A 12,877-nucleotide genomic window follows, 5' to 3' on the forward strand; every position below is an offset into this window, starting at 1 on the left:
AGTCGAGCAGAAAAATGCGTGACTGTGCTCGACTTTGAAGAGTATGGTCAGCCCATGCTTCCCGACCGACGACATGAGCTGATCCTGCGCGCACTGCGTGCGGACGGCCCAATCACTGTCACCGTGCTGGCCGACCAACTCGGCGCCAGCCAGGCGACGATCCGCCGCGACCTCCTCCAGCTGGAGGACGAGGGTCTGCTCAAGCGGGTCTACGGCGGCGCCGTGCCGGTGGTCGGGGAGGACGACCCCTTCACGGATGTGGCGGGGGTGCGGGTGGAGGCCAAGGAGGCCATCGCCGCGTGGTGCGCCGCACTCGTACGGGACGGCGAGACTGTCCTGCTCGACATCGGCACCACGGCACATCGGGTGGCCAGACAGCTGCGCGGCCGCGCCCTCACCGTCATCACCAGCAATCTCGCCGTGTACGAGGAGCTGCAGGACGACAAGGACATCCAGCTCGTACTGCTCGGCGGCGTCGTCCGGCGTGATTACCGCTCCCTGGTCGGCTTCCTCACCGAGGACAATCTCCGCCAGGTCCGTGCCGATGTGCTGTTCCTCGGCACCAGCGGAGTGCGGCCGGACGGCCAGATACTGGACACCACAGCTGTGGAGGTACCGGTGAAGCGCGCCATGATCTCAGCGAGCGACAAGGTGGTGCTGGTGGCGGACGCCGCGAAATTCCCCGGCACCGGGATGGCCCGGGTGTGCGGTCCCGAAGATCTTGACGTCGTGGTGACCAACGCACCGGCGGACGCAACGACCCGTACCTCGTTGAGCGAGGCAGGGGTGGAGGTGGTCGAAGTATGAAGTTGACGATTCTCGGCGGCGGGGGCTTCCGGGTCCCGCTCGTCTACCGTGCCCTCCTGGCGGACCAGGGCGAGGGCAGGGTTACTCATGTCACCCTGCACGACCTGGACGCCTCGCGGCTCGACGCCATCGTCAAGGTGCTGCGCGAACAGGCGGCGGATCATTGCGATCCGCCCGAGGTCACCGTCACAACGAATCTCGACGAGGCTGTCACGGGCGCGGACTTTGTCTTCTCCGCCATCCGGGTCGGCGGCCTCGCCGGACGCGTCATCGACGAGCGCGTCGCGCTGGACGAGGGCGTTCTCGGGCAGGAGACGGTCGGCGCGGGCGGCATCTCGTACGGACTGCGCACCATCCCCGTCGCAGTGGACATCGCCCGCCGGATCGCGCGGCTCGCGCCCGAGGCCTGGGTCATCAACTTCACCAACCCGGCGGGCATGGTCACCGAGGCCATGTCCCACCACCTCGGTGACCGCGTCATCGGCATCTGCGACTCCCCGGTCGGCCTCGGCCGGCGGGCCGCGCGGGCGCTCGGCATCGACCCGCAACGCGCCTGGTTCGACTACGCGGGCCTCAACCACCTCGGCTGGCTGCGCGCCATCCGCGTCGACGGCGTCGACGTACTGCCCCGCCTGCTCGCCGACGAGACCGCGCTGACCTCCTTCGAGGAGGGCAAGCTCTTCGGCGCGGACTGGCTGCGCACCCTCGGCTCGGTGCCCAACGAATATCTGCACTACTACTACTTCAACCGCGAAGCCGTCGCCGGAGCCCGCGCCGCCCAGCAGACCCGGGGCGCCTTCCTCCTCGGGCAGCAGTCACGCTTCTACGAGCGGATGGAAGCCCCCGGCACCCCGCCCTTCGAGGCATGGGACGCCACCCGCCTGGAGCGCGAGGCCACCTACATGGCCGAGAACCGCGAGGCTGTCGGCGGCGGCGAGCGCAACTCCTGCGACCTGGAGTCCGGCGGCTACGAACTTGTCGCGCTCGCCCTGATGCGGGCCATCGCCCTCGACGAACGCACCACCCTGATCCTCAACGTACGAGGAAGACGCGTGCTGGAGCCGCTGGACGCCGAAGCCGTTGTCGAGGTGCCCTGCCACGTCGACGCCAACGGCGCGCGCCCGATCGTCGGCGACCCGCTGCCGGATCACGCCATCGGCCTGGTCACCTCCGTCAAGGCCGTCGAGCGCGCCGTCATCCACGCCGCGACGACCGGCGAGCGGGCGGCGGCACTGCGGGCCTTCGCCCTGCACCCGCTCGTCGACTCCGTCACCGTCGCCCAGCGGCTGCTCGACGGCTACCAGAAACACGTACCCGACCTCGCCTACCTCCGCGACTAGGAGCCTGACGACCCATGCATGACGACCGCAAGCAGGTCGAGGGCCGCCTCGACCGCGTCCTTGAGCAGCGGATCCGCCCCGCCGTGTACGCCGCGTCCATCCCGCTCACCCTCACCGCCTGGCACGTCCCCGACGAGCCGGTCCCCGTCGCCGAAGCCCTGGCCGCCGACTACGCACCGTTCGCCGTCGGCGAGCGCTGGGGCAGGCCCTGGTCGACGACCTGGATCCGCGCCACAGGCACCGTGCCCGCCGCATGGGCCGGGAAGCGTGTCGAGGCCGTCTTCGACCTGGGCTTCGTCGGCGACTGGCCCGGCAACCAGGCCGAGGCCCTGGTCCACGACGCCGCCGGGCAACCCGTCAAGGGCATCGAGCCGCGCAATCAGTACGTCCCCGTCGCCAACCCCGCCGACGGCGGCGAGCCGGTCGAGCTGCTCCTCGAAGCCGCCGCGAACCCCGACATCCTGGCCAACGGCTTCCTGCCGACCCCCTTCGGCGACAAGCTGACCGCGCCGCCCGAGCCGATCTACACGATGGGCCGCGCCGACCTCGCCGTACTCGACGAGAACGTCTGGCACCTCGTGCTCGACATCGAGGTCGCGGCCGAGCTGATGCGAGAGCTCTCCGACGGCGACCCGCGCCGTCATGAACTGCTGCGCGCCCTGGAACAGATGCTTGATGCCCTCGACATCGCCGATGTCGCCGGCACCGCCGCCGCTGCCCGCGAGCAGCTCACCGACGTGCTCTCCCGGCCCGCCAACGCCAGCGCGCACACCCTCTCCTCGGTCGGCCACGCCCACATCGACAGCGCCTGGCTGTGGCCGCTGCGCGAGACCGTACGCAAGACCTCGCGCACCTTCTCCAACGTCACCGCGCTCGCCCAGGACTACCCCGACTTCGTCTTCGCCTGCTCCCAGGCGCAGCAGTACGCCTGGGCCAAGGAGCACTATCCCGAGGTCTACCAGCGGATGCAGGACGCCGCGAAGGCCGGCAACTGGGTCCCGGTCGGCGGCATGTGGGTCGAGGCCGACGGCAATCTGCCCGGCGGCGAGGCGATGGCCCGCCAACTCGTCACAGGCAAGCGGTTCTTCGCGGAGGAGTTCGGTGTCGAGTGCGAGGGGGTGTGGCTGCCCGACTCCTTCGGCTACACCGGCGCGTATCCGCAGCTCGCACGGCTGGCCGGGATGCACTGGTTCCTCACCCAGAAGATCTCCTGGAACCAGACCAACAAGATGCCGCACCACACCTTCTGGTGGGAGGGCATCGACGGCAGCCGGGTCTTCACCCACTTCCCGCCCGTCGACACCTACAACGCCATCTTCTCCGGTGAGGAGATGGCCCACGCCGTCCGCAACTACGCCGACAAGGGCGGCGGCACCCGCTCCCTGGTGCCCTTCGGCCACGGCGACGGCGGTGGCGGCCCCACCCGCGAGATGATGGAGAAGGCCCGCCGCCTGCGCGACCTCGAAGGCTCGCCCAAGGTCGTCGTCCAGGATCCCAACGCCTTCTTCCGCGACGCCCAGGCCGAGTACGAAGACGCCCCCGTCTGGTCCGGTGAGCTCTACCTGGAGCTTCACCGCGCGACCTACACCAGCCAGGCCCGCACCAAGTCCGGCAACCGGCGCAGCGAGCACCTGCTGCGCGAGGCCGAACTGTGGGCCGCGACGGCGGCGCTGCGGGCGGGCTCGGAGTACGCGTACCCGTACGAGGACCTGGACCGGCTGTGGAAGACGGTGCTGCTGCACCAGTTCCACGACATCCTGCCCGGCAGCTCGATCGCGTGGGTGCACCGCGAGGCAGAGGCGACGTACGCGCGGGTCCGCGAAGAGCTGGAAAAGCTGATCGCAGCGGCTACCAAGGTTGTGGGCAATCGTCCCGCAGGGCCGAGCGAAGCGAGATGGGGGCACCTCCCAGCGGTAGCTGGGGGAGGGTGGGCACAACCCGGCCACCGGCCCGCACCGTGGGTGTTCAACACCAGCCCCCGCGACCGCACCGAGGTGATAGCGGTCCCGTCAGACCTCGCCCCGGCCGAAGGCCAGCCGCTGTCCGACGGCACGACAGCCGTCTACACGACGGTGCCCGGCTCCGGCGCCGCCCCGCTCGCCGCAGAGGCGGCACCCGTCGCACCGGTCACCGCGGCGGACCGCACCCTGGCCAACGGCCTCGTCCGCGTCGAGTTCGACGACGACGGTCTCTTCGTCTCCGTACGCGACCTGGTCGCCGACCGCGAGGTCCTGGCGCCGGGGGAGCGGGGCAACCTGCTGCGGCTGCACACCGACCTGCCCAACGAGTGGGACGCCTGGGACATCGACAAGCACTACAAGCGCCGGTACACCGACCTCACCGCTGTCGACTCGATCACGGTCGTGGAGAGCGGCCCGCTGGTCGGCGCCATCCGGGTCGAGCGCTCCTTCGGCTCGTCCAAGGTCGTGCAGACCGTGACACTGCGGGCCGGCAGCCCGCGCATCGACATCGACACCGAGCTCGACTGGCACGAGACCGAGAAGATCCTCAAGGCGGCCTTCCCGCTGGACGTCCACGCCGACCGCTCGGCGGCCGAGATCCAGTTCGGGCATGTGTTCCGGCCCACCCACACCAACACCAGCTGGGAGGCGGCCCGTTTCGAGGTCTTCTGCCACCGCTGGGTCCATGTCGCCGAGGCGGGCTACGGAGTCGCGGTCCTCAACGACTCGACCTACGGTCATGATGTCGGCCGCACCGCCCGGGAGGACGGCGGCACCACCACGACCCTGCGGCTCAGCCTGGTACGGGCACCCCGCGTCCCCGACCCGCACGCGGACCAGGGTGCGCACCGGATGACGTACTCCCTGCTGCCCGGAGCCACGATCGCCGACGCGGTGGAAGGCGGCTACGCGCTCAACCTACCGCTGCGGGTCGAGCCGGGAGCCGCCGCGGAGGCGCCCGCGCCGCTGGTGGGTATCGAGGGTACGGCGGCCTCGATCGAGGCCGTCAAGCTGGCCGACGACCGGTCCGGGGATGTCATCGTACGAATGTATGAATCCCTGGGCGGGCGGGCTCGCACCAGGGTGACCCCCGGCTTCCCGGTGGCGAACGCCCAGGTCGTCGACCTCCTGGAACGTCCGCTGGACGAGGACCCGATCGAGCCTGACGCCGACGGCGGCATCCCGGTGAGTCTGCGGCCCTTCCAGATCCTCACCCTGCGCCTCACACCGTGCGCGTAGCCACACTCGACATCTGGAGCCGGTCCGGCCCCCGGCCGGACCGGCTCCGGCCGGTCCGCAGCGAACTCCAGCGGCTCGCCCCCGACGTCATAGGCCTCCAGGAGTGCGTCCGGTACCTCGTCCTGGAACCGCAGGAGAGCGCACTGCGGCTGGACCGACGCCTGGTCAAAGGCCGGGAACGGCGCCCCGTGCGTAGTCGTTCGCCCAGGCCAACGACTACGCACGCGAGTGGGAAGAACCGGATGAGCGCCTGGACTGTCTCTTCATAAGCGGCTCAGGCCTGACACCCCGCAACACCCGCCTCGCCTTCGCCACGCCCCACGGGGCAGTCTGGCCCTCCGACCACTTCGGCGTCGTGACCGACCTCCACGCCGCCGCGCACTGACCACTTCCCGGGAGGGAAACCCCATGCCGGAGCACCACCCCGCCGTTCCGCTACGCCCCTGGGACTCCCCGGAGACCGTCAGCTGGCGGCGACTGCCCATGCACGCCGTCATCCGGCCCGACACCGTCTCACCCGCCCTCCCGCTCGACGGCAGCTGGCGGTTCCAGCTGCTCCCCGCCCCCGAGGCGCCGCTCGCCGGGCGCTGGGCCGAGATCGACGTACCCGGGTGCTGGACCGTCCAGGACTTCGACGACATCCACGGCGTCAACGACCTTCCGCAGTACACCAACATCCAGATGCCGTGGCCCGAGCTCCCGCCGCGTGTGCCCGCCGCCAACCCGACCGGCGTCTTTGAGCGGGATCTCGACCTCCCGGCCGAGTGGGCGGGACGCCGTATCGTCCTGCACATCGGCGCCGCCGAGAGCGTCCTCACCGCCACCTTCAACGGCACCCCCGTCGGCATCGGCAAGGACTCCCACCTGGCCGGCGAGTTCGATGTCACCGACGCCGCCCGCCCCGGCGAGCGCAACACCGTGCGCCTCACCGTCGTCAAATGGTCCGACGCCACCTTCATCGAGGACCAGGACCAGTGGTGGCACGGTGGCATCACCCGCCCCGTCCGCCTCTACGCCACCAACCCGCTGCACCTGGCGGACGTGCAGATCACGGCCGACGCCTCGGGTGGACTCAGCGTCGCCCTGTCGGTGCGGACCACCGCGGACGGCGGCATACTCCCGTCCGGCTGGACCGTCTCCGGCGTCCTGGAAACCGCGTCCGGCCCCCTGGAGATCGCCGCCGACCAGGACTTCGCCGACGCCTGCACCGCGAGCGGCCGCGTCTCCGACTTCCTCGGCGAGGCCCGCCTCAACGCCGCGGTCCCCGCTGTCCAGCCCTGGTCCGCGGAGATCCCCGCCCTCTACGACCTCACCGTCCGCCTCCACCACCCCGACGGCACCCTCGCTGACGAGTCGCGGCAGCGCATCGGCTTCCGCGACGTCAAGATCGCCGGCACCGACCTCCTCGTCAACGGCGTCCGCGTCTACATCCGAGGCGTCAACCGCCATGACTTCCACCCCCTCACCGGCCGCGTCGTCACCCCCGACGACCTGCGCGCCGACCTCAACCTGCTCAAGGCCTACGGCTTCAACGCGGTCCGCACCTCCCACTACCCGCCGGACCCCGCCCTTCTCGGCCTCACCGACGAACTCGGCTTCTACGTCGTCGACGAGGCCGACATCGAGTCCCACGAACACGCCCACGAGATCGCCGACGACCCCCGTTATCTCGCCGCCTTCACCGACCGCGTCTCCCGTATGGCGCTGCGCGACAAGAACCACCCCAGCATCATCATCTGGTCCCTGGGCAACGAGAGCGACTACGGCGCCAACCATGACGCCGCCGCCGGCTGGCTGCGCCGCTACGATCCGACACGCCCGATCCAGTACGAAGGCGCCATCAAGGACGACGAGGGCCACTGGGACAAGCCGCAGACCGCCAGCGACATCCTCTGCCCGATGTACGCCTCCATCGAGGCCATCACCGCGCACGCCCGCTCCGGCCGGCAGACCATGCCGCTCATCCAGTGCGAGTACTCCCACGCCATGGGCAACAGCAACGGCACCCTCGCCGAATACTGGCAGGCCATCGAGTCAACCCCGGGTCTCCAGGGCGGCTTCATCTGGGAGTTCTGGGACCACGGCATCCTCCAGCGACTCGACGGGAAAGACGGGAAGGCACCCGGTCGCCCCGCCGGACCGGCCGCCGACCCAGCGGCCTACGCGGACGGAGTCACCGCCCCCGGCTACCGCTGGGCGTACGGCGGGGACTTCGGCGACACGCCCAACGACGGCAATTTCTGTGCCGATGGTGTCGTGTTCCCCGACCGCACCCCCAAGCCCGCCATGGCCGAGCACCGCGAACTGGCCGCCCCCGTACGCCTGGAGCTCACCCCCGAGGGCGAGGTCCGCGTCACCAACCACCAGCACTTCCGGGATCTGTCCTGGCTCACCGCGCAGTGGCGGCTGGAGGCGGGCGGCACCGCCCCCGCCGACCTCCCCGACCTAGCGCCCGGCGCCTCCGCTGTCATCCCGCTGCCCCCGGTCGCCGAGGCCCTCGCCACTCTCCGTGTCACCAGCGCCGACGGCACCCTCGTCTGCACCCCGCAGCTCACCCTCCGCCCCGACGACCGCGATCTGCTCACCCGCGCCGACGCCGTCGGCATCTCCTCCGTGTCCCCGATCCCGCTCGACGACGACGGCCTGCTCGTCCACCCCCTCTTCGCCTCCGCGCCCACCCTCAGCGTCTGGCGCGCGCCCACCGACAACGACCGCTGGGGTGGCATCGCGGAGCGCTGGCAGGCCCAAGGGCTGGACGCCGTCCAGCGCAAACTGGTGTCGGTCGAGCGGCGGGCCGGGCGTGTCGCAGTACTGGCCGAATACACCACCGACTGTGCCGGAACCATCCGCCACGAGCAGGTCATCACCCCGCTGGTGCGCGCCGACGGCCTCTCCGGACTGCTGATCGAGGAGACCGCGGTCCTCCCCGACGCCCTCACCGACGTCCCGCGCGTCGGCACCGTCTTCGAGACCGTCCCCGGCCTGACCACCCTCGACTGGTACGGCCACGGCCCCGGCGAGACCTACCCCGACCGCCGCGCCTCCGACCCCGTCGGCCACCACCGGTCCTCCGTCGACGCCCTCTTCACGCCGTACCTGCGCCCGCAGGAGAGCGGCGGCCGGAACGCCGTACGCCACTTTGCCCTCGCAGGGCCGGGCGTCGCCGGTGCCACGATCCACCTTGACGCTCCCCGTCAGGTCAGCGTTACCCGCTACCGCGCGGCCGACCTTGCTGCTGCCGCTCACCATGACGAGCTCGTTCCACGGGCCGCTTGTGTCGTGCATCTAGACGCCGCTCACCGGGGGCTTGGCACCGCGTCCTGCGGGCCGGACACGCTGCCGCGCTACCTCATCGGGCCGGGCACGTACCACTGGTCGTGGACGCTCTTCCCGGCGTGACGCCTGTGGGGTGGGCATGTGCGGGGCGGGGGCTCCGTTGTGCCCACCCTCCCCCAGCTACCCCCCAGCCTTCGGCCGGGAGGTGCCCTCAGGAGTTCGCTCGGCCCTGCCGCACGCCTGCCCACAACGGGTCAGGGGTGCGGCTCTGTGGCGCTCTGGACGGTGAGGATCCGGATTGGCTCGGGGGCGCCGACCGCGCGCCAGCGGTGCGGGGTGCCACCGGGGTAGCAGATGCTGTCGCCGGGGCCGAGGCGGTGGAGGCGGGGGCCGTCGAAGGTCTGCAGGTCGATCTCGATCTCGCCGTCGATCAGGTAGAGGAATTCGTCTCCCGGGTGGTCGTAGTACTCCTCGAAGGCCGGCGGGGCTCCGGTGTACTCGACGGGGTGCCAGGCGTAGGAGGCGGCTCCCAGCATCCGGGCCACCCCGCCGGAGTTGCTCACAGGGAGGCCTTCACCGGCGCGTACGAGGTGCACGGAGCTGGCCGGGGTGTCAGGGTGCGATACCGCTGTGGCGACCATGAGGGCCTGCTGTGTGGTGCCCAGGGCGCGGGCGATGCGGTGCAGTGAAGGCATGCTCGGCCGGGTCAGGCCCCGTTCCAGCTGGCTGAGGAAGGGGTGCGACAGCTCGGCCAGCCGGGCGAGTTGGACAAGTGTCAGGCCTCGCTCCTTGCGCAGCCGCCGGATCGCCGCGCCGAGCCCGGCGCGCAGTACCGCGTCCTGGTCCGGGGCGGTGGACTGGGCGGCGGGCGCTGTGCGGCTTGCGGGCTGGGCTGGCATGACGGGAATCCTAAGCGGTCGTGGTCGGGGGCCCGGTCGCTCCGGTGGAGGCGGCAGCCGGGGTTTTACGCCGCCGAAACACCGGGGTCCTACGCTCAATGTTGATGTCACGAACATTCTCAGTGTAGTCCTGTGCCGTCAGCCCGCCGCCCAGCCAGCCAGGGAGCCCGCATGACCGCGACCACCGCCGACCGTTCCGCCGGAGTCCCACCGGAAGCCGCTTTCGTCGATGCCATGGCAGCGCTGGCCGGTGGAGTCTGCGTTGTCACGGCCCCGACACCCGAGGGCCGCCCGGTGGGCTTCACGAGCACCGTCGTGATGAGCCTGAGCCGTGAGCCGCAACCGCTCGCGGTCGGTGTGAACCGGGCCGGCCGCACCCTGCCCGTGCTGCTCGGCGGCCGGAGATTCGCGCTCAACATCCTGCACGCGGGCGCCGAGCACGTCGCCCGCCGGTTCGCCGAGGGTACGGCCGACAGGTTCGCCGCCCTGGAATGGTCCGCTGACGGGACAGGACTGCCGCTGCTGAGGGCGTACAGCTCCTGTGTCCTCGTGTGCCGCGTCGATGAGGACCTGCCGGCCGGGGACCACCGGCTGCTGATCGCCGCGGTGGAACGGATCATGCCCGGCACGGGCGGCCCGACCGCCCTGGTCCACCACGGCCGCCGCTACCACGCGCTCGACGCGGCCCCGGCCGCATGACCGGTCCCCAGTGGTTCTCCGTACGCGAGACCGGCCCCGGCGCCTATGTGATCGCCGAACCCGGCCACGTCAACAGCTACCTCCTGCTCGGCGACGACCTGGCCCTGCTCTACGACACCGGAATGGGCATGGACGACATCGGCGGGGAGGTCCGGAAGCTGACCGCGCTGCCCCTGCTGGTCGTCAACTCCCACCACCACTTCGACCACCGCGGCGGCAACGCCTCCCTGGCCGGATACGCCAAGGACATCGCCGTCCACGCCGACGGCGCCGACCTGCACACCACCCCGGCGCCGCGCGAGTGGCTGGAGTCGTACGGGCACATCGCACGTGGGCTGCGGGAGAGATACGAGGAGTTCCACGCGCTGGACACCGGCGGCTTCTTCCTCACCGACTCCCGCATCGAGGTCCGGCCCGTGCCCGAGTTGGCGGACTGGCGCATCGAGGCGGTGCGGCCCACCCGGCTGCTGCGCGAAGGCGATGTGCTCGACCTCGGCGGCCGGCGGCTGGAGGTGCTGCACACCCCCGGCCACTCGCCCGACGGCATCTGTTTGTGGGAACCGGAGACCGGTCTGCTGCTGGCCGGGGACACCCTGATCAGCGGCACCTTCTTCGCCCATGTGCCGGGCGCCGACGTGGCCGCCTTCGCCGCCTCGACCTGCCGCCTGGCGCGACTCCCGGTCACCACCGCACTGCTCGGCCACAATCTGCGGCACCGCGGGTCCCGCACCTTCGTGGGGCAGGTGGCCGAGGCGTTCGAGGCCGTACGGGACGGCCGCACCCGCCCCACCGCGTCGGCCGACATGTTCGGCGTACCCGTCCGCCGCCACGACTTCGACGGCTTCGCGGTGCTCACCGCCCCGCTCACGACCCCGCGGGAATCGGTGCGATGACCCTGCCACAGCTGCTGCTGCGCGACGCGCGTCTCCCCGACGGGGCGGTCCGTGACCTGCTGCTCGACGGCGTCGACGGCCTCGTCCGCCGGGTCGCCGCCCCCGGCCTGCTGCCCGCCGGGCCGGACGAAATCGACCTGTCCGGAAGTCGTCCCCTGCACGGCGGACGCCGAGCCCTTCACCGTACGGGGCGCCGACGCACTCCTGTACATCCACGCCTACGGCACCTCCGGCATCACCGCCACCGCGACCGTGCGGCTGCAGCGGGCCCGCGACTGGACCGGGCTCTTCGCGGCCTTCGACGACTGGCGGCCGGCCACCGCCGCACTGTCCGATCTCGTACGTCTCGAACCGGCACCGCGCCTCGCGTCCCTGGACGAGGCCGGGCTCGTCCGGGCCTTCCAGCCCGACCCGGCACTGGACCCGGCGGCTCTCAGCCTGCGCGCCATCGTCGAGGCCGGGGCGGCCGGGACCGCGCGGGCGATCATCTCCCGGCACGGCGGAAGAGTCCTGGAGGTCCGGCCCGCGCCGGAAGGCCCCGCGCTGGTCAGCTCGCTGTCCTTCAACCACCCCACGTACCACCTGATGAAGGCAGAGGACGGCTGGTTCCACCTGGAGATCGGCGGTGACGTGCTGCTCGGCGACCCCGCGGAGATCAGGAAGGTCTTCCCCGGCACCCTGCTGCACCTGGAAGGGATGCGCTCCGGGACCGTCGGGATGCTGATGGCGCGATACGAGGACGAGCAGACCGTCTACGACGGCATCGCCGCCCTCGAAGTGCTGGGGGTCGGTGTGCACAGCCCGCACAACTGGTACGTGGACCGCCGGGTCGATCTCGTACGGAGCGCTGCGCGCGCCGCTGACCCACGGGGCTTGCTCAACCCCGGCAAGCTGCCGGCGCCGTAGCCCGTGTCACCACGGCCACGGCCCGGACAAACACGTATACCCAGGAAGGAGTTACCGTGGCATTCACCCGCTTCATCGACCTCACCGCTCCGGCCGCCGAGCGGCTGCGCGAGGACACCGTCGCCGTCCTGCCGATCGGCGCGATCGAGCAGCACGGGCCCCATCTGCCCGTCGCCACCGACTACTACATCGCCGAGGCCATCGCCGAGGGAGCCGCCCGAGCCGCCGGGGAGACCTGCGACATCACCCTGCTGCCAGGGCTGGCGTACGCGAAGTCCGACGAACACGCCTGGTCCGGCGGCACCCTGTGGCTCGGCGCCCGCACCCTGCTGGCCGTGCTCGACGACATCGGGCGCTCCCTGGCCGCGGGCCCGGTGCGCCGGCTGGCCTTCCTCAACGCCCACGGCGGCAACAGCGCCCTGCTCGGCGTCGTGCTCCGCGAACTGCGCACCCGGCACGGCCTGCGGACCTTTCTGCTCCACGCATCGCTCCCCGCCGACCAGGGGGGCACCTCGCCCGCCTCGGAACTCGGGCTCGGCGTGCACGGCGGGCTCAATGAGACCGCCGCGATGCGCCACCTCCACCCGGAGCTGGTGGACATGGCGCAGGCCCGCCGCAGCGTCCCGGACCATCTGACGGCGTACGAGTACATCGGCTTCGGCAAGCCGGTCTCCTTCGGCTGGACCAGCGACGACTTCGGCACCGGAAACGGCGTCATCGGCGATCCCGCACCGGCCACACCGGAACTCGGCCGCAAACTCGTCGAAGCGGCGATCGCCAACAACGCCGCCGCACTGCGCGAATGTGCCCGTTTCCTGCCCTACCGCCCGACCGGCTGACGGGAGCCCGCCGCCGCC

Annotated in this window: 10 protein-coding genes; 9 read left to right on the forward strand and 1 reads right to left on the reverse strand. The window is 71.3% G+C overall.

Translation table 11 applies throughout. The annotated features are described in order from the left end of the window. Positions 1-54: 54 nt before the first annotated feature. The 5 genes from FCI23_RS20410 (at position 55) to FCI23_RS20430 (ending at position 8,746) form a co-directional block, all read left to right on the forward strand. A complete protein-coding gene (locus FCI23_RS20410; protein ID WP_136725371.1) occupies positions 55-807 on the forward strand; it encodes a DeoR/GlpR family DNA-binding transcription regulator in 753 nt (250 codons plus the stop codon). Beyond that, positions 804-2,147, forward strand: a complete 1,344-nt coding sequence (locus tag FCI23_RS20415; RefSeq protein WP_136725372.1) for a 6-phospho-beta-glucosidase — start codon at positions 804-806, stop codon at positions 2,145-2,147. The genes FCI23_RS20410 and FCI23_RS20415 overlap by 4 nt, the downstream gene beginning before the upstream one ends. A gap of 14 nt (positions 2,148-2,161) precedes the next feature. Further along, entirely contained in the window at positions 2,162-5,347 is a 3,186-nt protein-coding gene (locus FCI23_RS20420; RefSeq protein WP_136725373.1) for an alpha-mannosidase, read from the forward strand. Next, positions 5,338-5,616, forward strand: a complete 279-nt coding sequence (locus FCI23_RS20425) for an endonuclease/exonuclease/phosphatase family protein (RefSeq protein ID WP_136725374.1) — start codon at positions 5,338-5,340, stop codon at positions 5,614-5,616. The genes FCI23_RS20420 and FCI23_RS20425 overlap by 10 nt, the downstream gene beginning before the upstream one ends. Before the next feature lie 139 nt (positions 5,617-5,755). Further along, a complete protein-coding gene (locus FCI23_RS20430) occupies positions 5,756-8,746 on the forward strand; it encodes a glycoside hydrolase family 2 TIM barrel-domain containing protein (protein ID WP_246143861.1) in 2,991 nt (996 codons plus the stop codon). 131 nt (positions 8,747-8,877) lie between these two features. Here the strand turns inward: FCI23_RS20430 and FCI23_RS20435 are convergent, their stop codons facing one another. After that, a complete protein-coding gene (locus tag FCI23_RS20435; protein ID WP_136725375.1) occupies positions 8,878-9,522 on the reverse strand; it encodes a helix-turn-helix domain-containing protein in 645 nt (214 codons plus the stop codon). 171 nt (positions 9,523-9,693) lie between these two features. Here FCI23_RS20435 and FCI23_RS20440 point away from each other — a divergent pair, with 171 nt between their 5' ends. Genes FCI23_RS20440 through FCI23_RS20455 form a run of 4 tightly spaced genes read left to right on the forward strand, consistent with a single transcriptional unit; the run spans position 9,694 to position 12,859 of the window. After that, positions 9,694-10,221: a flavin reductase family protein gene (locus FCI23_RS20440; RefSeq protein ID WP_136725376.1), complete on the forward strand. Its 528-nt coding sequence runs from the start codon at positions 9,694-9,696 to the stop codon at positions 10,219-10,221. Next, positions 10,218-11,114 (forward strand): MBL fold metallo-hydrolase, encoded by an 897-nt coding sequence (locus FCI23_RS20445; RefSeq protein WP_136725377.1) that lies wholly within the window; start codon positions 10,218-10,220, stop codon positions 11,112-11,114. The genes FCI23_RS20440 and FCI23_RS20445 overlap by 4 nt, the downstream gene beginning before the upstream one ends. A 51-nt stretch (positions 11,115-11,165) precedes the next feature. Next, positions 11,166-12,020, forward strand: coding sequence for an FAD-binding oxidoreductase (locus tag FCI23_RS20450; protein ID WP_136725378.1), 855 nt, complete (start codon positions 11,166-11,168; stop codon positions 12,018-12,020). Between the two features lie 56 nt (positions 12,021-12,076). Next, a complete protein-coding gene (locus FCI23_RS20455; RefSeq protein ID WP_136725379.1) occupies positions 12,077-12,859 on the forward strand; it encodes a creatininase family protein in 783 nt (260 codons plus the stop codon). Positions 12,860-12,877 lie beyond the last annotated feature (18 nt).

The organism is Actinacidiphila oryziradicis (assembly GCF_005047355.1).
Classification (GTDB): domain Bacteria; phylum Actinomycetota; class Actinomycetes; order Streptomycetales; family Streptomycetaceae; genus Actinacidiphila; species Actinacidiphila oryziradicis.

What these genes read in the sequence shown, in the direction of transcription:
- FCI23_RS20410 (WP_136725371.1), top strand. Translation starts at nt 55, where the DNA reads ATGCTTCCCGACCGACGACATGAGCTGATCCTGCGCGCACTGCGTGCG.
- FCI23_RS20415 (WP_136725372.1), top strand. Translation starts at nt 804, where the DNA reads ATGAAGTTGACGATTCTCGGCGGCGGGGGCTTCCGGGTCCCGCTCGTC.
- FCI23_RS20420 (WP_136725373.1), top strand. Translation starts at nt 2,162, where the DNA reads ATGCATGACGACCGCAAGCAGGTCGAGGGCCGCCTCGACCGCGTCCTT.
- FCI23_RS20430 (WP_246143861.1), top strand. Translation starts at nt 5,756, where the DNA reads ATGCCGGAGCACCACCCCGCCGTTCCGCTACGCCCCTGGGACTCCCCG.
- FCI23_RS20435 (WP_136725375.1), bottom strand. Translation starts at nt 9,522, where the DNA reads ATGCCAGCCCAGCCCGCAAGCCGCACAGCGCCCGCCGCCCAGTCCACC.
- FCI23_RS20440 (WP_136725376.1), top strand. Translation starts at nt 9,694, where the DNA reads ATGACCGCGACCACCGCCGACCGTTCCGCCGGAGTCCCACCGGAAGCC.
- FCI23_RS20445 (WP_136725377.1), top strand. Translation starts at nt 10,218, where the DNA reads ATGACCGGTCCCCAGTGGTTCTCCGTACGCGAGACCGGCCCCGGCGCC.